Genomic DNA, 20,925 nt, shown 5'->3' with positions numbered 1-20,925 from the left:
TTCGTGGTTCGACACCCCAGTTTGTTGTTAGACACACTGGCTTGGCCCGTTCTGCCCATTCGCAGGAGACCGCACTCTCCGCGGCTGGGCAGGGCGTGAGCCACCAATCCAGGCGTGCCCCCAGCACGCAAGGACCTCACCGTAACGGAGGCGTCTACATTCCTCCTATATTCCGAAAAAGCAATAGCCTGGATGGCACCTGACGGGCTGCCACGGGGGTTCGGCGTGTTATCGGATATTCAGATCCGTGTTCTGGGCGCGGTGGGCGGATCGACGACCGCCGGTCCGTTCGACCCGGGGCCGCCCCGGCAGCAGGCGGTCCTGGCCATCCTCGCCACCCGCGCCCCGCACGTGGTACCGATGAGCAGCCTCATCGACGGCATCTGGGGAGGCAGCGCCCCGCGCAGCGCGGAACAAAGCATCTACACCTACGTCGCCGGGCTTCGCCGTGCGCTCGAACCCGTGCGCGGCCGGCGCGAGCAGCCCACCGTGCTGGTCGGCGGAAGCGGCGGATACCAGCTGCGGATCGACCCCCGCCACATCGACTCCCGCCTGCTGACCTCGCTCACCGCCGAAGCCCGGCTCTTCGAGGAGCAGGGGAACCACCCCAGCGCTCTCCGGCTGATCGAACAGGCGCTGGCCCTCCCCCAGGGCGTCCCGCTCACCGGCGTGCCCGGCCCCTTCGGGCAGAACGAACGCTCGCGGCTCGAGGAGCTCCTCACCGCCGCGCTCGAGCAACGTGCGGATCTGCTGCTCAAGCTCAACCGGCCGGAGGAGGCGGTCACCTGCCTTCAGGACGCGTTACCGCACCATCCGCTGCGCGAGCGGCTTCGCGAGTTGCTCATGACGGCCCTCCATCGGTGCGGCAGGCAGGCCGACGCTCTGGAGGTCTTCGCCGAAGGCAGCCGCATCCTCGTGGAGGAACTCGGCGTCGGCCCCGGCGAGGGTCTGCGGCGCTGTCACGAACTCATCCTCCGCAACACGGATACGGAACTGCCCGACGTCCCCCGCCAGCTTCCGCGCCAGCTCATCAGTTTCACGGGAAGGACAAAGGAACTCGTCTATGTGAAAGAACTCCTCGTCCCGGAGAAAGACGAGCCCCCGCACCCCTTGGTCGCGATCACCGGGCCGCCCGGGATCGGAAAGTCGGCTCTGGCGCTCCAGGTCGCCCACGATGTCATCGAGGCATTTCCGGGCGGGCAACTGTTCGTCAACCTCCGCGGCAAGACCGTCGGCGTGCGGGCGCTGTCCCCCCACGACGTCATCGCCCGCTTCCTGCGCGGGCTGGGCGTGCCCGCCCAGAACGTGCCCAGCGATCTGGACGAGGCGGCGGCCCTGTGGCGCAGCCAGATCGCCGGGAGAAGAATGCTCGTGGTCTTGGACGACGCCGCCGACATCCACCAGATCAACCCCCTGCTCTACGCCCCCCTCGGCGTCAGCGTGATCGTGACCAGCAGGGAAACCCTCATCGCCGGCGATGACTGCGTTCAGATCAGGCTCAAGAGCATGACCGAGGCCGAGTCCACCGCCATGCTCGCGACTCTGGCGGGAGCACGGCGGGTCGCCGTGAATCCCGAGGAGACCCGCCACCTGGTCGCCTTCTGCGGCGGGCTGCCGCTGGCGCTGCGCATCTCGGGCGCGCGGCTGGCCAATCATCCGGACTGGAGCGTCGCCGATCTCGTCAACAGGCTGAGCGACGACAGCGAGCGGCTCAACGAGCTCCAGATCGGCGATCTGGCCGTCCACGCCAGCCTCGCCTCGAGCTGGACCGCCATGCGAGACAGCCGGCGAGCCGCCGACACGGCGGGGGCCCGGCTCCTGGAGCTGCTCGGCGTCCTGCACGTGCCCGACGTGACCCCGGACTTCGCCACCGTGCTCCTGGGCGGGACCGCCGCGGAGGCCAACAGGGCCCTGGACCGCCTGGTTGACGCCCACCTCCTGGAGAGAGGGCACTTCGACCGCTTCCATCTGCACGACCTCACCCGGCTGTTCGCGGCGAGCCTGAACCCCGCGGGAGCCCGCGAAGCCGCGATCAGAGCCTTGTCCTACTACGTCGTCTCCGCCCGCCGCGCCAGCGTCCTGATAGACCCGCATCGCACGCAACCGCCGGGGCGGAGCCTCGACGCCACGCCCATTCCGCTGGGCGACGGAAAGCAGGCTCGCGAGTGGCTGTATTCGGAGGAGGCCAATCTCATGGCCGCCGCGACGCATGCCATGTCCTGCTCGGACGAGACGATCGCCAGGCTCGGCGTCGATCTGGTCTTCGCCCTCATGTGGTTCCAGGGCTCCAGCTGGCGCCTGACCAACATGGTGAGCTGCAACCGCCACGCCCTCGAGGTGGCCGAGCGGTACGGTGACCCGGTCCTCACCCTGAACGCCCACGCGCACATGGCGATGGGGCTGGCCCGCATGGAGCGCTTCGACGAGGCGGCCGCGCACCGCCAGGTGGAACTCGACCTGGCACGTGAACTGAACGACCGGTTCGCCGAGCAACGCGCATACGGCAACCTCGCGCATCTCTACGTGGAGGCCGACCGGCTCCGCGAAGCCCGGCTGTGCGCGGACGCCCAGCTCGAGATCGCCACGGAGATCGGCTCCGCGGTGGGTATCCGGTACGCGCATATCATGAGCGGATACGCGCTCCAGAGACTGGGCGAGCACGAGGCCGCGCGAGAGGCGCTCTCGACCGCGCTCTCCAGCGCTCTCGAGGTCGGGGACAAGGCGCATGAGGGGACGGTGCTGATGCTCCTCAGCGAGGTCTGCCTCGCGGACGGCCACCCCCAGGAGGCCGTTGATCACCTGCACGCCGCCATCACCCTGCACGGGACGACCGGCCAGGCCGCGGCGGAGCTCCGCTGCCTCGCCCTCCTGGCCCGCGCCCACCGGCTGCTCGGCCGGTTCGACGACGCGCTCGAGATCATCGACAAGGCGACGACCTTGGCTCATGTGCTCCCGCACGGACGGTGGACGCGATTCACCCTCGAGGAGCGGGACGCGCTCTACGGCGAGCTCGGATTGCCGGTGCTGGGCCCGATCTGATCTCCTGGGGACCTGCCCCCGCTAGCCGAGTGCCTGTTCCAGCGCCGTGATCCCGAAGTACGCCAGGAAGATGGCCGAGACGACCCACAACAGCCACGGGATCTCCCCGAACCGCCCCCGCGCCGCCTTGATCAGCGTGTAGGCGATCACACCCGCCCCCACCCCGTTCGTGATCGAGTACGTGAACGGCATCAACGCGATCGTCAGGAACGCCGGGATCGCGAGGTCGAGGTCCTCCCAGGGCACCTTGCGCGACTGCGTCATCATGAGCGCCCCGACCAGCACCAGTGCGGGGGTCGCCGCGGCGGGCGGGACGACCGCGGCCAGAGGCGTGAACAACAGGGTGAGCCCCAGCAGCGCCCCGGTGGCCACGCTGGCCAGCCCGGTCCGCGCCCCCTCGCCCACTCCGGCCGCCGACTCGACGAAGACCGTGTTGGCCGAGGCGCTCATCGTGCCGCCCACGACGCCGGCGACGCCGTCCACGGTGAGGATGGCCCCGAGCCGGGGCACGCGGCCCTTCTCGTCGACGAGGCCGGCCTCGTCGCTGACGCCGATGATGGTGCCCATCGCGTCGAAGAACCCCGACAGCACCAGCGTGAACAACACCACGGTCGCCGTCACGGCCCCGGCGCGGGCGAAGCCGCCGAAGACGTCCACCTGGCCGACGAGCCCGAAGTCGGGGGCGGCGATCAGCGATTCCGGCAGCCGGGGAACCACGATGCCCCAGGTCTTCGGGTCGATCACGGCCAGCGAGTTGACCACGACGGCGACGACCGTGGTCACGACGATGCTGATGAGGATGGCGCCGGGCGTCCTGCGGACGTACAGCACGATCATCAGCAGCAGGCCGAAGCAGAACACGGCGACGGGCCAGCCGGCCAGGTGCCCGGTGGCGCCGAGCTGCACCGGCGTCCCGGTCCCGCGGCCCACGAAGCCCGCGTCCACGAGGCCGATCAGTGCGATGAACAGGCCGATGCCGACGCTGATGGCGTGCTTCAGCGCCAGCGGGATCGCGTTCATGATGAGCGTGCGCAGCCCGGTGACGGCCAGCACGATGATCACGACGCCTTCCAGCACGACCAGGCCCATCGCCTGGGCCCAGGTCATGTGCGGCGCCGCCTGGTAGGCCACGACGGCGTTGAGCCCGAGGCCGGCGGCCAGGCCGAAGGGGGCGTTGCCGGCGAAGGCCATGAGCAGCGTGCACACGGCGGCGGCGAGCGCGGTGGAGGTGGTCAGCTGGGCGATGGTGAGGTGGGCGCCGGTGACGTCCTTGGCGCCGCCCAGGATGATCGGGTTGAGCAGGATGATGTAGGCCATGGCCATGAAGGTGGTGACGCCGCCACGCACCTCACGGCCGGCGGTCGTCCCCCGCCCGGACAGCTCGAAGAAGCGGTCGAGCACAGCGGTCCCCCCTCGCGATCAGGGGGGACTTGCCCGTTGCCTACCCGGCGGGAACGCGGGTCACTCCTTCTCGTGCCGCCCGCCGCCGACCATGGCGACGAACTCCTCCAGCCCGATGTGCCCGTCGCCGTTCTTGTCCGCGGACTTGATGAACAGCTCGATCTCCGCCCGGTCGAGGCCCTTCGTCCCCAGCGCCTCGTTGACCTGGCGAATCTCCTCGACGGTGATGACGCCGTCGCCGTCGGTGTCGAATCGGGCGAACTCTTCTCTCGCCTCGTCCTCGATGTTGCTCATCCGTCCAACCTAGCGGAGGGCGATCTCCTCGGGCCGGATCGGCACCCGGGAAAGCGCCAGCCCGGTCGCGTCGCGCACCGCCGCGGCGATGGCGGGCGTGGACGACAGCGTGGGCGGCTCGCCCGCCCCTCTCAGCCCGTACGGCGCGGCGGGGTCGGCGTTCTCGAGAATGTCCATGCGCATGGGCGGCATGTCGAGAATCGTGGGGATGAGGTAGTCGGTGAACGACGGGTTGAGCACCCGCCCGTCCTTGACCTGGATCTCCTCCATGAGCGCCAGCCCGAGCCCCTGCGCGGTGCCGCCGTGGATCTGTCCTTCGAGGGCCAGCGGGTTGAGGATGCGCCCCACGTCCTGGACGGCCGCCAGCTCAACCACCTTGACCAGCCCGAGTTCGACGTCCACGTCCACGACCGCCCGGTGCACGCACAAGGCGAGCTGGGTGTGGGAGTCGCCCTGCCCGGTGACCGGGTCGAGCGGGTAGGTAGGCCGGTGGCGGTACTCGCGGGTCTCCTCGATCGGGCCGTGCTTCTCCAGCGCCTCGCGCGCCTCCAGCCCGCCGAACCGCTCCCGCACGGCCTCGCAGGCCGCCTTGACCGCGCCGCCGGTGACGTAGGACTGCCGTGAGGCCGACGACGAGCCCGCGGAGCCGACCGTGGTGTCGGCCGTGGCCACGCTCACGTGCTCGACGCCCAGCTCGGTCCTGGCGATCTGCGCCTGGAGCGTCACCAGGCCCTGGCCGACCTCGGCGGCCGCGGTGTGCACGGTCACGTGCGGCTCGCCGTTGACCAGTTCGGCGCGGACCCGGGCGGTGGAGTAGTCGTCGAAGCCTTCGGAGAAGCAGATGTTCTTGATGCCGACGCCGTAGCCGACGCCCCGCCGTACCGACTCCCCATGGGTGGTCTGGGAGACGCCGCCCGGCAGGTCGCGCAGGTCGCAGCCGTCCGTGGCGGCGGGCAGCGGCATGGCCTCGAGCGTGCGCAGCATGCCGGCCAGCGGCGCGGGGGCGTCGATGAGCTGGCCGGTGATCAGGCGGGAGCCCTCCGAGACGGCGTTGCGCACGCGGATCTCGACCGGCGACAGGCCGCAGGCGGCGGCGAGCTTGTCCATCTGCGACTCGTAGGCGTAGCACGCCTGGACGGCGCCGAAGCCGCGCATCGCGCCGCAGGGCGGGTTGTTGGTGTAGACGCCGGTGGCGACCAGGCGCACGTTGGGCACCTCGTAGGGGCCGACGCCGAGGGAGGCGGCGTTGCCGACGACGGCGGGCGAGGAGGAGCAGTAGGCGCCGCCGTCCAGGAGGATCTCGGCCTTGACGTAGACGAGCTTGCCCTCGCGGGTGGCGCCGTGCTCGTAGCGCATCCAGGCGGGGTGGCGGTGCACGTGGCCGAAGAACGACTCCTCGCGCCCGTACACGATCTTGACCGGGCGGTTCAGGCGCAACGCGAGCATGCAGGCGTGCACCTGCATCGACAGGTCCTCGCGGGCGCCGAACGCGCCGCCGACGCCGGACAGCGTCAGGCGTACCTTCTCCGGCGGCAGCCCCAGGCAGGGGGCGAGCTGGTCGCGGTCCACGTGCAGCCACTGGGTGGCGATGTAGAGGTCGACGCCGCCGTCCTCGGCGGGCACGGCCAGGCCGGACTCCGGGCCGAGGAACGCCTGGTCCTGCATGCCGACCTCGTACTCGCCGCGCACCACGACGTCGGCGGTGAACGTGTCGCCGGTCACGACCGGCTGGCGGCGCAGCACGTTGCCGCCGGGCTGCACGTACGGCTGATCCGGGTCGGCGGCGGCGGCGCGCGCATCGGTGACCGCGGGGCGCAGCTCGTACTCCACGACGATGGCCGCGGCGGCCCGCCGGGCGGTCTCCGGATGGTCGGCGGCCACCAGCGCGACGGGCTCGCCCTGGTAGCGCACCTGGTCGACGGCGAGCACGGGCTGGTCGTGATGCTCCAGGCCGTAGAACTTCTCGCCCGGCACGTCCTCGTGGGTCAGCGCGGCCAGCACGCCGTCCATGCGCAGCGCCGGCCCGACGTCGATGGATCTGATCCAGGCCGAGGCGTGCGGGCTGCGCAGGGTGACGCCCCAGACCATGCCGTCCAGCCACAGGTCGGAGGCGTACGCGAACTCCCCCGTCACCTTCAGCGTCGCGTCGGGCCGCCGCGCGCTCTCGCCGACGCCCTGCCGCGTCGTACCGACCGTCTCCGTCATCCTCCGAGTACAGCACCACCGTCCGTGAGGGTCCTATGCGCGGCAGGTGAAATCGCGGTCAGCGGTTGACGGGCCGGCTTGTATATTCCTCCAAGTGCGCATCAGCGACCTTCTGGCCAGGCCGGAGCTGGGCCTGCGCCTGCTCACGGGCGACCCGTCCCGCGAGTTCACCACCGTGCACATCACCGACCTGCCCGAACCCGGCCGCTACCTGTCGGGCGGCGAACTGGTGCTGACCGGGCTGCTGTGGCGGCACGGCCCCGAGGACTCCCCGCGCTTCGTCGCCGCCCTGCGCGAGGCGGGCGTCGCCGCGCTCGGCGCCGGGCAGGCGTGGCTCGGCCACATCCCCTCCGACCTGGTGGCCGCGTGCACCGCGGCGGGCCTGCCGCTGCTGGAGGTGCCGACCGAGGTCTCGTTCCGCACGCTCAGCGAGATCGTGGCGCCCCGCCTGTCGGGCGACGTGCGCGAGGAGCTCGGCCGCCACCGCCGCATCGTGGCCGCCGTGGCGGAGGGCGCCGACCTGCCCGAGCTGGTCGCGCTCACCGCCGCCGAGCTGGGCGTCACGGGCGCGGTGGTCTCCGCCGCGGGCGACCTGATCGCCGGGACTCTGGAGGATCCCGTACGGCTGGCCCGCGCCTACCTGGCCGCGCCCCGGCTGCCGTTCGTGACCGGCGGGCACACCGTCTTCGCCGTGGGCCGGGGGCACCGGGCCGCCGGATGGGCGCTGGCCTGCGACGGCGACCTGCTGGACCGGGCCGACCTGGGGTACGAGCTGGCCGCCTGCGTCGCGCTGGAACGCATCCGCCTGGAGGCCGGGCGGCGGGTGGAGCGCCGGCTGACCGAGCAGCTCCTGGCCGCCGCCCTGACCGGCGGCGACGCGGCCGAGCTCAACGCCAGGCTGCGCACCTGCGGGATCGACGCGGCCGAGCCGTACACGGTCGTGAACGCCGTCGCCGCGGACCCGGGCGAGCGCGGGCCCGATCCGGCGACGCTGGGCGGGCAGGTGCTGGAGGAACTGCTGGGCCGTGAGGTCGTGGCCGCGGCGGGCGCGGACGGCGCGCCGGCCGTCGTCCCGCTGCGCGGCCTCGGCGTGAGCGAGGTGGCGGAACGGCTGCGCGCCGGGGTGGCCGTGCTGTCGGCGCTGCCCGGCACCCGGATCAGCGTGGGCCTGAGCAGCGCGCTGAGCGGCGCGGCCGCCCTGCGCGGCGGCGTCGCGGAATCGGGACACGCCCGCAGACTCGCCGAGAAGCGCGGCGGCGGCGTGGTCACCTCCGCCGAGATCTACACCCACGACCTGCTGCTGGCCACCGTGCCCGCCGAGATCGGCCGCTCGTTCGCCGACAGCCTGCTGGGCCCGTTGCTGGCCTACGACCGCAGCCACCAGTCGGACCTCGTCGGGACGCTCGGCGTCTTCCTGGACACCGCGGGCTCCTGGCACGCCTGCGCCGAGCGTCTGCACGTGCACGTGAACACGGTTCGCTACCGCATCAAGCGCATCGAGGAGCTGACCGGGCGCGACCTGTCCACGATGCCGGACCGGGTCGACTTCTATCTGGCGCTGCGCGCGCCCTGAGCGGCGCGGTCGCGGGCCACGGCGTCGAGCTCGGCCCGGGCGCGAGGTTCCCATCGCGGGTTGCCGAGCTCGGCGGCCAGCGATACGGCGTGTGCCGAGTGCTCGGCGGCCTCGTCGAACCGGCCGAGCGCGCGGAAGGCCCTCGACAGCCCGACGTGGCAGCGAACCTCGCCGATGAGGTAGCGCACGACCGCGAACATGGCCAGCGCGCGGCGGAATCGGGCCACCGCCCTCGGTATCTGCGACGCGGCCAGGTGAACCTCGGCGAGGAACATGTGACCGCTGCCCACCGTACGGGTGTCACCGGCCCGCCGGCCGGCGGCCAGCATCTCGGTGACCGACTGCCGGGCTTCTGTCAGACGGCCCAGCTCCAGCAGCGCCTGGCCGCGCATGAGCAGCGCATAGCGGACACCGACGTCCACGCCCATCTCCCGGGCCAGCGCGAGCTGAGCGTCGGCGTAGGGCAGGGCCGTCTCGAAGCGCTCGGAGATCGCATGAAGATTGGCGAGATTGCCCAGCGCGCGCTGCTCGCCGAAACCGTCGCCCAGCCGGCGCGCCAGCTCGAGCGAGGTTTCCATGTGACGGACGGCCGGCACCAGCCGGTCGGACATCAGCATCGCGGCGGCCAGATGGTTGTGCGCGTCGAGTTCCATGGCCGGATCGTCCAGCCGGCGTGCCACGGCGAGGGCGCACTCGTTGCCTTCGAGCATGACGATCGAGCGGTGGTAGGCGCTGTGGAACCAATGGAGGGAGAAGATGATCGCGACGCCCAGCCGGGCGATCTCCTCGTCCGGCTGGGACATGGCCGCCATGGCCGCGGACACCAGGTTGGTCTCCTCCGTCAGGAACCAGGCGACGGCCTCGTCCCTCGTCTCCAGGGCGAACGGGGCGGCGGTCAGCGGCGTGACGCCGGCCAGGACCCGGTGCGGGTCCATGAGCGTGCTCGCCAGGCGGGTCGTGCCGGCGGCGCAGTCCAGCGCCCTGACGACGGCCGCGCGGGCGCCCTCGGGCCGCAGCTCCGCGGCGTAGAGGCGGACCAGGTCGTGCACCTGGTAGCGGCCGATGCGGCCGTCTTCCACGAGGTTGGCGTCGGCCAGGCGGGTCAGGGCGGCGGCCGCCTCGCCCTCGTCCACGTCCTCGCCGAGCAGGACGGCGGCCAGCTGCACGGTCACCTCGGGGACGTGCAGCGCGCCGAGCAGGGCCAGCAGACGGGCGGCCGTCCTGTCCCGCGCGTCCGCGCTGTCGCGCAGCGCGGTCCAGCTCGAGGCCAGCACGGAACGGACCGCGAGGTCGCCGAACTGCAGCTCGTGCAGCCGCTGCTCGTGACCGAGGCGGCCGGCCAGGCCGGCGAGGGTCCAGTCGGGGTGATCGGCCAGGCGCGCGCCCACGATGCGCAGGGCCAGCGGCAGCCCGTCGCACAACCTGGCCAGCCGCTCGGCCGCCTGCCGGTCCGCGCGCACCCGGCCGGGCCCGGCCAGCGCCGACAGCATCGACAGGGCGTCCGCGGCCGGCAGGGCGCCGAGGCGGGTCTGCACGCAGTCGTCACCGGCGGCCAGGCTCTCCCGGCTGGTGACGATGACGGCCACGCCCAGCGGCCCGGTCAGCAGCGGCCGGACGTGTTCGAGCCCGGCGGCGTCGTCGAGAAGCACCAGCAGCCGCTTGCCCGCCGCCTTGCTGCGCCACGTCGCGGCCGCCTCGTCCACGTCGAGTGGTACGGCGTTGCCGGGCACCCCGAGCGCCCGCAGGAACCGGCCCAGGATCTCCAGCGGCGTCAGCGGCGTGACACCCGGCGTCCTGCCGTGTAATCGCACGAACAGCTGCCCGTCGGGGTAGTGCTCCTTCACCGCGTGGGCCACGCGCAGGGCCAGCGCCGACTTGCCGACGCCCGGCGGGCCGGAGATCGCCACCATCGGATGGGCGGGACCGGCCAGCAACGCGGTCAGCCTGGCCTGCTCCTCGGCCCGGCCGACGAAGCCGAGCAACGCCCTGGGCAGCTGGCGCGGCACCTCGTCGGGCGGCTGGGCGGGTGCCGTCGCGGAATCGCCGCCCAGGATCAGCGCGTGGGCGCGGCGCAGCCCCGGCCCGGGGTCCACGCCCAGTTCCTCGGCGAGCACGCGCCGGCCTTCGGCGAAGACCTCCATTGCCTCGGCCTGGCGTCCGGACCGGTGGAGGGCGAGCATGAGCAGCTCGCGTGCCCGTTCGCGCACGCGGTGATGGGCCAGCAGCCGCCGTAACGCGGCCACCGCCTCCTCCACGCGGCCCAGCCGTACCAGCACGTCGGCGCGGTATTCGCGCACGTCCAGCCACATCTCCCGCAGCCGCCCGCGCTCGGCCTCGGCGAAGGGGCCGGGGACGCCGGACAGCGGGGTGGCCCGCACCAGCTCCAGCGCCTGGTCGAGTGGGGTGAGCGCGGCGGCGTGGTCGCCCCGCTCCCGCAGCGACCTGGCCCGCGCGGCGTGGAGGGCGAACGCGTAGACGTCCACCTGGGCCGGCTCGACCTGCAGGCGGTAGCCGCCCGCGCCGCCGAGCAGCACCGTCGGCTGCCGGCGCGGGGCGCTGACCGGCTCCAGCACCCTGCGCAGCCCGGCCACGTAGGTGTAGATGCCCTGCTCGGCCGAGCGCGGGGCCCCGTCGCCCCACAGCCCGTCGACCAGCGCCGCCATGGTGACCACGTGGGGCGCGCTCATGGCCAGCATCGCCAGGACGGCCTGCTGCCGCGGCGGTCCCGCGTCGAACGGTCCTGAAGCCGTGACCCCGCCCACCGGGCCCAGCAGGTGAATCCGCACGCTCTCACCCCCATCGACCCCGACGGGGGGAAGCCTAGTCGGGGGGACGGACAGTGCGGCCGCGGTTCAGAGATCGCCGGGGTTACAGGCGACGCCGTTGTTGTCCTTGTCCACGTACCAGCCGTATTCGGTGTGGCGGCCGCGGGTGTAGGGACCACCCGCGCCGGCGGCGATGGCCTCCTTGCAGCTCGGGTAGCGCTTGTCCTTGGCGGGGAGCAGGCTGCCGCCGGTGGGGGCGCCGACGGGCGGGTTGCCCGCCGGGGTGGACGCGCCACCGGCCGGGTTCGTGGCCGTCGGGTTCGTGGCCGTCGGGTTCGTGGTTCCGGGGGCCGGGTTCGCGGGCCCGGTCGGGTTGCCGGTGCCGGTCTGGCCGGGAGGCGTGGCGGCCGGGTCGGAGGAGGAGGGCAGCGGGTTGGCCGGGTCGGAGGAGGGGGTGCCGGCCGGGGCGCCGAGTTTGCCCGCCAGGGATTCGGCCTCGAGCCTGGTCAGGGGCCCCAGGCTGAGACTGTCGCCGTCCATGGCCTCCGAGACGGTGGGCGCGGCCACGACGAGGTTCGACGGGGTCACGACGACGGCCAGCGGGCGCTGCGCGGACAGCAGCTCCGACACGAGCGAGGCCACCCGGTCCTTGAACGCGGGCGCCATGGCGATGCGCACCGAATACGTGCCGTCGTTCTCGGAGACGACCTCGATCTGCTGCACGGCCGTGACGGTGACGCCCTTGCCGATGAAGTAGCAGAGGTTCTGCGCGTCCTTGACGGCTTCCTCACCGGCGCAGGAGTCCTTGATGTCGCGCACGGGCGCGAAGTGGATGGGCGAGGCGAGCTGCTGCGGCGGGGCGGCGCCGAGCAACGGCGCGTTGGGGCTCCTGGTCATCAGGACGGCCACCGCGCCCAGGACCCCGGCGATGATGATCACCAGGACGAGCGAGACGAACAGAACGATCGTGGTGGCCTTGCTGGCACCTGATTGTTCCTGCTGCGGTGTGTCGGAGACCGGTGGATTCTCCATCGACATGGACGAGGACCCCATCCTGGCGTTCGTGGGCTGTCGGTGAGCTTATCGAGGACAAGCCAGACCGGGGTAATCAGCCGGACTTCCCGTATTTTCCAGCAACATGTGAGGAAGAATGGAAGAACAATTACAGATTGTCGATGGTTCGTGAAGACCGGTGAAACGAGAGTGGATCCATGAAGGTCGGAGTTCCTCGCGAAGTCAAGAACAACGAGTTCCGCGTGGCGCTCACCCCCGCGGGGGTCCACGAACTCGTACGGCACGGCCACCAGGTCCTCGTCGAACACGAGGCGGGCACCGGTTCGGCCATTCCCGACCGCGACTTCGAAGCCGCGGGCGCGGTCATCCTGCCCGGTCCCGACGACGTCTGGGCCGCGGCGGACCTGGTCCTGAAGGTCAAGGAACCGGTGGCGGAGGAGTATCACCGCATGCGCAAGGGGCAGGTGCTCTTCACCTACCTGCACCTTGCCGCCTCCGAGGCGTGCACGCGGGCCATGCTCGAATCCGGCGTCACCGGCATCGCGTATGAGACCGTCCAGGCGGACAACGGCGCGCTGCCGCTGCTGGCGCCCATGTCCGAGGTGGCCGGGAGGCTGGCCCCGCAGGTCGGCGCCTACCACCTGATGCGCTCGGAGGGCGGCAGGGGCGTGCTCATGGGCGGCGTGTCCGGGGTGCGGGCCGCGCACGTCGTGGTGATCGGCGCGGGCGTGTCCGGCATGAACGCGGCCGCCATCGCGCTCGGCATGCAGGCCGAGGTGCTGCTGCTGGACCGCAACATCGACAAGCTGCGCCAGGCCGACGTCATCTACCGGGGACACTGCCAGACCGTGGCCTCCAACACCTTCGAGATCGAGCGGGCGGTGCTGGACGCCGATCTGGTCATCGGGGCGGTGCTGGTGCCGGGGGCCAAGGCGCCGAAGCTGGTCTCGAACGATCTGGTGCGGCGGATGAAGACCGGGTCGGTGCTGGTGGACATCTCGATCGACCAGGGCGGCTGCTTCGAGGACTCGCGGCCGACCACGCACGCGGAGCCGACCTACCGGGTGCACGGCTCGATCTTCTACTGCGTGGCCAACATGCCCGGAGCCGTGCCGCATACCTCGACCTATGCCCTCACCAACGTCACCCTCCCCTACGCGCTGGCCATAGCCGACAAGGGCTGGGCCAGGGCGCTGCGCGACGACCGCGCGCTCGCGCTCGGCCTCAGCACGCACGAAGGGCACCTCACCAGCCAGCCGGTGGCCGAGGCGCACGGGCTGGAGTGGGTGCCCTTCCAAGAGGTGCTCGGCTAGCGCTACTTCTTGGTCGCCGACGGCGACGGGCTCTGGGACGGCGGCTGCTGCTGTTGCTGCTGCTGCGGGTCGGGCGGCAGCGGAGCCTGGTCGGCGGTCGTCTCCACCGCCTGAGGGCCGCCGCAGGTGGCGCCGGGCTCAGGGGTGTCCTTGCCGTTCTGGTACTTCTTGATGAACGCCGGCAGCTTGGTGTCCTCCGCCTTGTCGAGCTTCAGCTGGTGCCCCCAGGACGAGGCCACGATCGGCGACGGCAGGTTGGGGAACGGGCTGACCAGCATGTACTCGATGTTGCCCGTCTCCTGGGCCACCTTCTTCAGCGCGTCGACCTGCGGCTTGGGCAGGTCGGGGCGGTAGGTGATCCAGACCGCGCCGTGCTCCAGGGAGTGGACGGCGTGCTCGGGGTGGATGGGCTTGTCGTAAACGGCGCACTTCTGCCAGTAGTTGTTGTGCTCGCCGCCGACAGGCGGCGTCTCCTTGTACGAGACGGTGTTCCAGACGTGCTGGCCGGCGTCGTACTTCACGCTCGTCACCCCGTCGAGCGAGCTCGCCCGGGACTGGTTGATCAGGTAGAAGCCGACCACACCGACGAGCAGCACGATGACCGCGCCACCCGCGCCCCACATGAAGAATGCGGTGCGGCGCTCCTTACGCCTCTGCTCGGCCCGCATCTTCTCCAGATGCTCGCGCCGCGCCTGCGCTTTCTCCTTCGTCATCGACTCCTCCATCGGCATGACAACTGCGGGTCACCCTAATGCCCTCCGGGCGTATATGGAGAATAAGAAGCTTAACGATGAGCTCACGCCACCCCTGGGTAGTCTGGACGGCGTCATGGACAAGCCCGCCAGGAGCCCGCTCCTCATCATCGCCGCCGCGATCGTCCTCGCGGCCGCCGCCGCCTTCCTCGTCTTCGGCAGGGGCGGCACGCCGTCCGAGACCTCGCCCGAGGCCGGGTTCGCCCGCGACATGGCCACCCACCACGCGCAGGCCGTGGACATGTCGTTCACGATCAGGGACAAGGGCCCCGCCCCCGACATCGGCAACCTGGCCTTCGACATCATCAACACCCAGGCCAACCAGCGCGGCATGTTCCTCGGCTGGCTGCAGCAGTGGGATCTCACGCAGGCCACCGACCTGCGGCCGATGACGTGGATGGCCGGGCACGGGCACGCCGGGCAGCAGGTGAAGGCGGGCGTGATGCCCGGCATGGCCTCCGCCGAGGAGCTGGCCAAGCTCAAGCAGCTGCGGGGCAAGGAGGCCGAGGTGTTCTTCCTGCAGCTCATGATCCGCCACCACGAGGGCGGCGTGCAGATGGCCAAGGGGCTGCTGCCGCTGTCCGGCCGGGAGGAGGTCAAGAGCATGGCGCAGAAGATCGTCGACGGTCAGACCGGCGAGATCAAGCTCATGACCGACCTGCTCAAGCACCGGGGCGCGCAGCCGCTGCCCTCCATCTTGTGAGCTTCGACGTCGCGGTGGCCGGGTCCGGGCCCAACGGGCTGGTCGCCGCCGTCACCCTCGCCGCCGCCGGGCGGCGGGTCCTGCTGCTGGAGGCGGCCGAGAGCTTCGGCGGGGCGCTGCGCTCGGCCGAGCTGACGCTGCCCGGCCGCGTGCACGACGTGGGGGCCGCCGTCCTCGCCATGGCGCTGCTCTCCCCCGCCTACCGCGACCTGGGCCTGACCTTCGCCGACCACCCCGCACCGCAGACCGGCCACCCGGCGCCACAGGCCGGCCACCCTACGCCGCAGGCCGGCCACCCTACGCCGCAGGCCGGTGACCCAACCCTGCTGACCGGCGATCGTGCCCGCCCGGCCGACGTGGTGTTCGCGCATCCTCCCGTGGCCGCCGCCCACCCTCTGGACGACCGGCCCGCGGTGCTCGTCCACCGCGACGCCGGCCGTACCGCGGAGGGGCTGGGCCGCGACGCGGCGGCCTGGCGGGTGAGCGTGGGCGCGGCGGCACGGGCGGGCAGGCCGCTGGCCGAGACGTTGCTGGCGCCGCTCGGGTGGCCGAAGGCGCCGCTGGCCGCGGCCCGGTTCGGGCTGTTCGGGGCGCTGCCGGCGACCGTGCTCGGGCGCGCGGTGTTCCGGACGACCGAGGGGCGCGCGCTGCTGGCGGGCATGGCCGCGCACTCGGTCCTGGACCTGCGCGCGCCGATCACGAGCGGGTACGGCATGCTGCTGGCGGCCAGCGCGCATCTGGTGGGCTGGCCGCTGGTCAGAGGCGGTTCGCAGGTGCTGGCCGATGCGCTGGTGGCCCGGCTGCGCGCGCTCGGCGGCGAGGCGGTGACCGGGCACCGGGTGCGTGATGTCAGGGAGCTGGACGCGCCGGTCCGCATCCTGGACGTGACGCCGCGGCAGTTCCTGTCGATGGCCGAGCTGCCGCCGGGCTACCGTGACAGGCTGCGCCGCTACCGCTACGGGCCGGGGGTGTTCAAGCTCGACTGGGCGCTCGACGGGCCGGTGCCGTGGCGGGATCCGCAGGTGGCGCGGGCCGGGACCGTGCACCTGGGCGGCACGATGGAGGAGATCGTGCTGAGCGAGGCCGAGACGGCGGCCGGACGCCATTCGCCGCGGCCGTACGTGCTGGTGGTCCAGCCGTACGCGGCCGACGCCACGCGCGGCGGGCACACGCTGTGGGCGTACTGCCACGTGCCCAACGGCTCCACGGCGGACATGACCGCGGCCGTGGAGGCGCAGATCGAGCGCTTCGCCCCGGGGTTCCGCGACCGGGTGCTGGCCCGGCACGCGATGACCACCGCCGACCTCGAACGGTTCAACCCGAACCTGGTCGGCGGCGACATCGGCGGCGGCGCCGGCTCCCTGGGCCAGTTCGTCCGGCGGCCCGTGTGGTCACCGGCGCCCTGGCGTACCCCGCTGCCCGGCGTCTACCTGTGCTCGGCCGCCACCCCGCCGGGCGGCGGCACGCACGGCATGGGCGGCTACCAGGCCGCCCGCCTGGCCCTGCGCGACCACCCTTAGACGGACAGTTCCTCGCGTACGGCGGCGGCGAAGGCGTCCACGTCGGCCTCGGTGGTGTCGTAGGAGCACATCCAGCGCACCTCGCCGATGGCCGGGTTCCAGGTGTAGAAGCGGAAGCGCTTCTGCAGCCGCTCGGTGACCTCGGGCGGCAGGATGGCGAAGACCGCGTTGGCCTCGACCGGCCGGGGCACCTCGACGCCGGGGATGTCGCGCACCGCCTCGGCCAGGCGGCGGCCCATGGCGTTGGCCTGGCGGGCGTTGCGCAGCCACAGGTCGCCGGCGAGCAGGGCCTCGAACTGGACGGAGACGAAGCGCATCTTGGACGACAGCTGCATGTAGGTCTTGCGCAGGTACTCGACGCCACGCGCCGCCTCGGGGTTGAGGACGACGACGGCTTCGCCGTACAGCAGCCCGATCTTCGTGCCGCCGAAGGAGAGCACGTCGACGCCCGCGTCGGTGGTGAGGGCGCGCAGCGGCACGCCCAGCGCGGCGGCCGCGTTGGTGAGGCGGGAGCCGTCCAGGTGGACCTTGAGGCCGAGCTGGTGGGCGTGCTCGCAGATCGCCTTGATCTCGGCGGGGGTGTAGACGGTGCCGAGTTCGGTGGTGTTGGAGATGGAGACGACGCCGGGCTGCGGGCGGTGCACGTCGCCGAAGCCCCACGCCTGCGTGTCGATCAGTTCGGGCGTGAGCTTGCCGTCGGGCGTGGGGACGGTGAACAGCTTGATGCCGGCGGCCACCTCGGGAGCGCCGCCCTCGTCCGTGTGGATGTGGGCGGATTCGGCGCAGATGACCGCCTGCCAGTTCTCCAGCATGGAGCGCAGCGAGACGACGTTGGCCGCGGTGCCGTTGAAGACCGGGTAGGCGGTCGCCGTCTCGCCGAAGTGCTGCCGGAAGACGTCCTGGAGGGCCTCGGTGTAGACGTCCTCCCCGTAGGAGATCTGGTGGCCGCCGTTGGCGCGGGCGATGGCCTCCAGGATCTCGGGGTGCACGCCGGCGTAGTTGTCGCTGGCGAACGCCTTGAGCTCGGGGTCGTGCCGGGGAATCACGCGGTGAGGTCCAATCGGGTGCCGTTGATCTCGGCGGCGGGACGGTCGTAGAGGCCGCCCACCGCTTCGGCCAGGGTTCGCACGTCGGTGAACCCGGCGAAGGCGGCGTCCGGTTTGGCCGCCCGCATGGCGTCGTTGACCAGCGCCTTCACCACGAGGATGACGGCGGCGGAGTTGGTGTCCTTGAGCGCGTCGGCCAGGGACCTGGTCCACGCCTCGGAGGCGGCCTTGGCCGCGGCGTAGCAGGCGCCGCCCGCGGTCGGGGTCTCGGCCGCCTTGGCCGAGACGATGGCGAAGCGGCCGTTGCCGCTCTTGCGCAGCAGGGGCTCGAAGGCCAGCGTGACGTGCTGGAGGGTGCGCACGAGCAGGTCGTGCAGGGCGTCCCAGTCGTCCAGGTCGGTGCCGGCGAACGTCTTGCCGCCGCGCCAGCCGCCGACGAGGTGCACGACCCCGTCGACGCGGCCGTGCTCGGCGTCGATGCGTTCGGCCAGCGCTTGTACGGCGGCGCGGTCGAGCAGGTCGACGTCGTCCTTGTCCACGCCGATGACGGTGTGGCCGTTCTTGGTGAAGTGTTCGGTGACCGCCTGCCCGGTGGGCCCGGCGGCGCCGGTGATGAGGATGATCATGCGCGGATCCCCTTGGTGCTCTCGACGACGTCTGCGAGCTTACGGCGCAGCGCCTCGTAGAACATGCTCAGGGGGAACTCGTCGGACAGGACCGCGTCCACCTTGGCCTTCTGCTCCTCCGGCAGCGCCGTGATGCCCTTGGCCCAGGTGGAGGCCGGGTCGGGCGAGACGTAGGCGCTGACCAGCTCGTGCGCGGCCAGCCAGTGGGCCACCTTGGAGCGGTCGATGCTGTCGCGGTAGAGCTTCTCGACCTCGCCGCGCAGGTCGGCGACGCCGTCGGCGACCCGCTCCCAGTCGATGCCGAGGCGGTTGTCGGTCCAGCGCACGATGTCGTTGCGGTGCAGGTAGGCGAAGAGCAGCTGCCCGCCGAGGCCGTCGTAGTTGCGCACGCGCTCGCCGGTGATCGGGAAGCGGAAGAGCCGGTCGAACAGGATGGCCAGCTGGACGTAGCGGGCGTGCGGCACGCCCTGCCGCTCGAGCTGGACGGCCTCGCCGAACGCGGTCAGGTCGCAGCGCAGCTCCTCCAGGGAGTAGAGCCAGTACGGCATGCGCTGCTTGATCATGAACGGGTCGAACGGCAGGTCGCCGTGGCTGTGGGTGCGGTCGTGGATCAGGTCCCACATGACGAAGGTGTCCTGGGCGAGCTGCTGGGAGGCGAGCAGCCGGGCCGCGTCCGGGGGCAGGTCCAGCTTGAGCGTGGCGGCGGCGGCGCCGGAGACCGCGCGGAAGCGGGCCGCCTCGCGGTCGGCGAAGATGCCGCCCCAGGTGAACCTGGCCGGGGCCTGCCGTACCGCGACGGTCTCGGGGAAGAGCACGGCCGAGTGGGTGTCGTAGCCGGCGGTGAAGTCCTCGAAGGCGATCGGGACGAACATCGGGTTGTCGTAGCCGCCGGCCTCGAGGCGGGCCAGCCAGTCGGGCCAGATGGTGCGGATCCAGACCGCTTCGAGGTTGCGGTTGGGGTTGCCGTTCTGGGTGTACATGGGGAACACCACGAGGTGCTCCAGGCCGTCCTCGCGCTGGGTGTCGGGGTGGAAGAGCTCCAGCGAGCCGAGGAAGTCGGGGACGCCGAGGTCTTGGTCGGCCCAGGCGCGCAGGTCGGCCTGGACCGCGGCGAGGTAGGCGGCGTCATGCGGGAAATATCCCGACATTTCGCCTACCTGCTGGGTGATGGCGGCGACCAGCTCCTTGGCCTTCTGCTTCTCCTGCGGGACGGAGCCGTCCTTGACCTGGAGCGGGCGCAGCTCCTCGACCGTGGCCTTGAGCGCGGCGAACCCGGCCGCCTTGGCCGCGTCGCGGTCGCCGGCGGCACGCTCGTCCGACGGGATCCTCGCGGCCCAGGTGATCACGTTGCCCCAGAGGCGGCGGTGGTCGTAGTCGGCGATCGAGTCGTCGCCGAACAGGTCGGAGTCGGCGAAGACGACCACGCGACCCCGGCCGTGCCGTACCGCCACGGCCAGCGGGGCGGCGGCAGGGGTGGCGGTCGGCGAGGAGGCGAAGAACACCGTGCCGCTCTCGGCGCTCAGCGTGCCCGCGCGGTAAAAACACGCTTTCTTGACGCCCGCGAGCAGGCCGTCGGTGGTGGTGCGGTCGGCCAGGACCCAGGTGGCCACCTCGCGGTGGGCGTTCTTCGGGTCGCGGACCGTGGTGTGCTCGACGGTCACGCCGAAACGGGCCAGGAGCTCGCCGAGGTTGTTGCCGTACTTGTCCTGCTCCTCCTCGGCCAGGACCACGAGCCCGCCGCCGTCGCGGACGTAGGCGTCGATCGCGTCGATCTCCTCCGGGGAGAAGACCGGCGTGCCCTGCCCGGTGGTGCGCTCCCACCGCTCGCCGGAGGGGTGCGCGATGACCAGGACGTCCTGATCGTGGAGCGTTCCCGCGTTCAGGGCGCCGGCGGTGTGGGCGGTGACCGTGTGCCCAAGGTGACGCAGCTGATCGGCCGCGCGCGCGTAGCTGTTGTCGTCGGGGTGACCGGGGTTCATCGCCTCGGCGATGTCGCGGCGGATGGTCCACGACTCGCTGTGCGCCTCGTCGAAGAGCACCTTGGGGAAGGACTTCATGAAATATCTCCTGCCAAAGTCACTTATTGACGAAAAATATACACGAAGGGTGGGGGTGCAGCGCTAGTCCCTTCAGGCGAGCACCTTCTGAAGGAACCCGGCCACATTCCCCCGCGTCCTGGCGACCAGTTCGTCGAGCGTGAGCGACTCGTGGATGCGCGAGCCGGGGCCGGCGTCCTTCTTGCCGCGCAGGTAGAGCGAGCAGGCCAGGTCGGTGCAGATGTAGGCGCCGACCGAGTTGCCGTCACCCCCGACGCGCCGGGCCGTCAGCAGCGAGACGCCGTCACCGGAGTGCGAGGTCAGGCAGATCGAGCACAGGCTGCGCCGCGTGTGCCCGGCGTTGGGCGCCGCCCGGCGCAGCGCCACCCCGACCAGCCTGTCGCCGTGCCGGGCGACGAGGTAGGCGCGGGCGGGCGCGGCGAGGTCCTGCCAGCCGAGGAAGTCGAGGTCGGCCCAGGGCCGCTCGGCCAGGTCACGGGGTACGGCCAGCCGCTTGGCCTCGCCCTTGGTGCAGTTGACGAAGGACGCGCGGATCTCGCGCTCGGTGATGGGGTCCATGGCATCGAAGCTACTTCCCCTATGGCAGGGATACAAATGATTAAGTAGAATCCTAGGAG

General features: G+C 71.8%; 15 protein-coding genes. 5 read left to right on the top strand and 10 right to left on the bottom strand.

Annotation, left to right across the window (positions count from 1 at the left end; genetic code table 11):
* Window positions 1-261: 261 nt before the first annotated feature.
* Window positions 262-3,039, top strand: coding sequence for an AfsR/SARP family transcriptional regulator (locus FVE25_RS00380; protein ID WP_181019404.1), 2,778 nt, complete (start codon window positions 262-264; stop codon window positions 3,037-3,039).
* Between the two features lie 21 nt (window positions 3,040-3,060).
* On the opposite strand, the gene FVE25_RS00375 is transcribed toward FVE25_RS00380, so the two are convergent.
* Genes FVE25_RS00375 through FVE25_RS00365 form a run of 3 tightly spaced genes read right to left on the bottom strand, consistent with a single transcriptional unit; the run spans window position 3,061 to window position 6,939 of the window.
* Window positions 3,061-4,440 (bottom strand): NCS2 family permease, encoded by a 1,380-nt coding sequence (locus FVE25_RS00375; RefSeq protein ID WP_157244332.1) that lies wholly within the window; start codon window positions 4,438-4,440, stop codon window positions 3,061-3,063.
* A gap of 60 nt (window positions 4,441-4,500) precedes the next feature.
* A complete protein-coding gene (locus tag FVE25_RS00370) occupies window positions 4,501-4,734 on the bottom strand; it encodes an EF-hand domain-containing protein (RefSeq protein ID WP_157244331.1) in 234 nt (77 codons plus the stop codon).
* A 9-nt stretch (window positions 4,735-4,743) separates the two neighbouring features.
* The gene (locus FVE25_RS00365) at window positions 4,744-6,939 is read right to left on the bottom strand and encodes a molybdopterin cofactor-binding domain-containing protein (RefSeq protein WP_157244330.1); all 2,196 of its coding nucleotides are present in this window, start codon (window positions 6,937-6,939) and stop codon (window positions 4,744-4,746) included.
* Between the two features lie 94 nt (window positions 6,940-7,033).
* Here FVE25_RS00365 and FVE25_RS00360 point away from each other — a divergent pair, with 94 nt between their 5' ends.
* Entirely contained in the window at window positions 7,034-8,512 is a 1,479-nt protein-coding gene (locus FVE25_RS00360) for a PucR family transcriptional regulator (protein WP_157244329.1), read from the top strand.
* Here FVE25_RS00360 and FVE25_RS00355 read toward each other — a convergent pair.
* The gene (locus FVE25_RS00355) at window positions 8,488-11,298 is read right to left on the bottom strand and encodes an AfsR/SARP family transcriptional regulator (RefSeq protein WP_157244328.1); all 2,811 of its coding nucleotides are present in this window, start codon (window positions 11,296-11,298) and stop codon (window positions 8,488-8,490) included. The two genes, FVE25_RS00360 and FVE25_RS00355, sit on opposite strands and share 25 nt — an antisense overlap.
* A 66-nt stretch (window positions 11,299-11,364) precedes the next feature.
* Complete coding sequence (locus FVE25_RS53685; RefSeq protein WP_181019403.1) at window positions 11,365-12,315, bottom strand: excalibur calcium-binding domain-containing protein; 951 nt, start codon at window positions 12,313-12,315, stop codon at window positions 11,365-11,367.
* A gap of 173 nt (window positions 12,316-12,488) precedes the next feature.
* Here FVE25_RS53685 and ald point away from each other — a divergent pair, with 173 nt between their 5' ends.
* Complete coding sequence (gene ald / locus FVE25_RS00345; protein WP_157244327.1) at window positions 12,489-13,604, top strand: alanine dehydrogenase; 1,116 nt, start codon at window positions 12,489-12,491, stop codon at window positions 13,602-13,604.
* A gap of 2 nt (window positions 13,605-13,606) precedes the next feature.
* Here ald and FVE25_RS00340 read toward each other — a convergent pair whose 3' ends face one another.
* A complete protein-coding gene (locus tag FVE25_RS00340; protein WP_157244326.1) occupies window positions 13,607-14,317 on the bottom strand; it encodes a thioredoxin-like domain-containing protein in 711 nt (236 codons plus the stop codon).
* A gap of 115 nt (window positions 14,318-14,432) precedes the next feature.
* Here FVE25_RS00340 and FVE25_RS00335 point away from each other — a divergent pair, with 115 nt between their 5' ends.
* Together FVE25_RS00335 and FVE25_RS54865 are read left to right on the top strand one after the other, a co-directional pair.
* A complete protein-coding gene (locus FVE25_RS00335) occupies window positions 14,433-15,059 on the top strand; it encodes a DUF305 domain-containing protein (RefSeq protein ID WP_157244325.1) in 627 nt (208 codons plus the stop codon).
* On the top strand, window positions 15,056-16,579 hold the full coding sequence (locus FVE25_RS54865) for a phytoene desaturase family protein (protein ID WP_181019402.1): 1,524 nt from the start codon (window positions 15,056-15,058) through the stop codon (window positions 16,577-16,579). The genes FVE25_RS00335 and FVE25_RS54865 overlap by 4 nt, the downstream gene beginning before the upstream one ends.
* Here the strand turns inward: FVE25_RS54865 and FVE25_RS00325 are convergent.
* From FVE25_RS00325 to FVE25_RS00310, 4 genes are all read right to left on the bottom strand, one after another.
* A complete protein-coding gene (locus FVE25_RS00325; protein ID WP_157244324.1) occupies window positions 16,576-17,625 on the bottom strand; it encodes a threonine aldolase family protein in 1,050 nt (349 codons plus the stop codon). The genes FVE25_RS54865 and FVE25_RS00325 overlap by 4 nt on opposite strands.
* On the bottom strand, window positions 17,622-18,251 hold the full coding sequence (locus FVE25_RS00320; RefSeq protein WP_157244323.1) for an SDR family NAD(P)-dependent oxidoreductase: 630 nt from the start codon (window positions 18,249-18,251) through the stop codon (window positions 17,622-17,624). The genes FVE25_RS00325 and FVE25_RS00320 overlap by 4 nt, the downstream gene beginning before the upstream one ends.
* Window positions 18,248-20,308: a DUF6421 family protein gene (locus FVE25_RS00315; protein ID WP_157244322.1), complete on the bottom strand. Its 2,061-nt coding sequence runs from the start codon at window positions 20,306-20,308 to the stop codon at window positions 18,248-18,250. The genes FVE25_RS00320 and FVE25_RS00315 overlap by 4 nt, the downstream gene beginning before the upstream one ends.
* A gap of 72 nt (window positions 20,309-20,380) precedes the next feature.
* Window positions 20,381-20,866: an FBP domain-containing protein gene (locus tag FVE25_RS00310; RefSeq protein WP_157244321.1), complete on the bottom strand. Its 486-nt coding sequence runs from the start codon at window positions 20,864-20,866 to the stop codon at window positions 20,381-20,383.
* Between the last annotated feature and the right edge of the window lie 59 nt (window positions 20,867-20,925).

The sequence above is a fragment of the Nonomuraea typhae genome (assembly GCF_009760925.1).
Lineage (GTDB): Bacteria > Actinomycetota > Actinomycetes > Streptosporangiales > Streptosporangiaceae > Nonomuraea > Nonomuraea typhae.
This window is presented reverse-complemented; position numbering and strand designations above follow the sequence as displayed.

Bases quoted from the DNA above. Each gene is read 5' to 3' on its own strand.
- FVE25_RS00320 (WP_157244323.1), bottom strand. From the start codon at position 18,251: ATGATCATCCTCATCACCGGCGCCGCCGGGCCCACCGGGCAGGCGGTC.
- FVE25_RS00310 (WP_157244321.1), bottom strand. From the start codon at position 20,866: ATGGACCCCATCACCGAGCGCGAGATCCGCGCGTCCTTCGTCAACTGC.
- FVE25_RS00335 (WP_157244325.1), top strand. From the start codon at position 14,433: ATGGACAAGCCCGCCAGGAGCCCGCTCCTCATCATCGCCGCCGCGATC.
- ald (WP_157244327.1), top strand. From the start codon at position 12,489: ATGAAGGTCGGAGTTCCTCGCGAAGTCAAGAACAACGAGTTCCGCGTG.
- FVE25_RS00370 (WP_157244331.1), bottom strand. From the start codon at position 4,734: ATGAGCAACATCGAGGACGAGGCGAGAGAAGAGTTCGCCCGATTCGAC.
- FVE25_RS00340 (WP_157244326.1), bottom strand. From the start codon at position 14,317: ATGACGAAGGAGAAAGCGCAGGCGCGGCGCGAGCATCTGGAGAAGATG.
- FVE25_RS00315 (WP_157244322.1), bottom strand. From the start codon at position 20,308: ATGAAGTCCTTCCCCAAGGTGCTCTTCGACGAGGCGCACAGCGAGTCG.
- FVE25_RS00365 (WP_157244330.1), bottom strand. From the start codon at position 6,939: ATGACGGAGACGGTCGGTACGACGCGGCAGGGCGTCGGCGAGAGCGCG.
- FVE25_RS53685 (WP_181019403.1), bottom strand. From the start codon at position 12,315: ATGTCGATGGAGAATCCACCGGTCTCCGACACACCGCAGCAGGAACAA.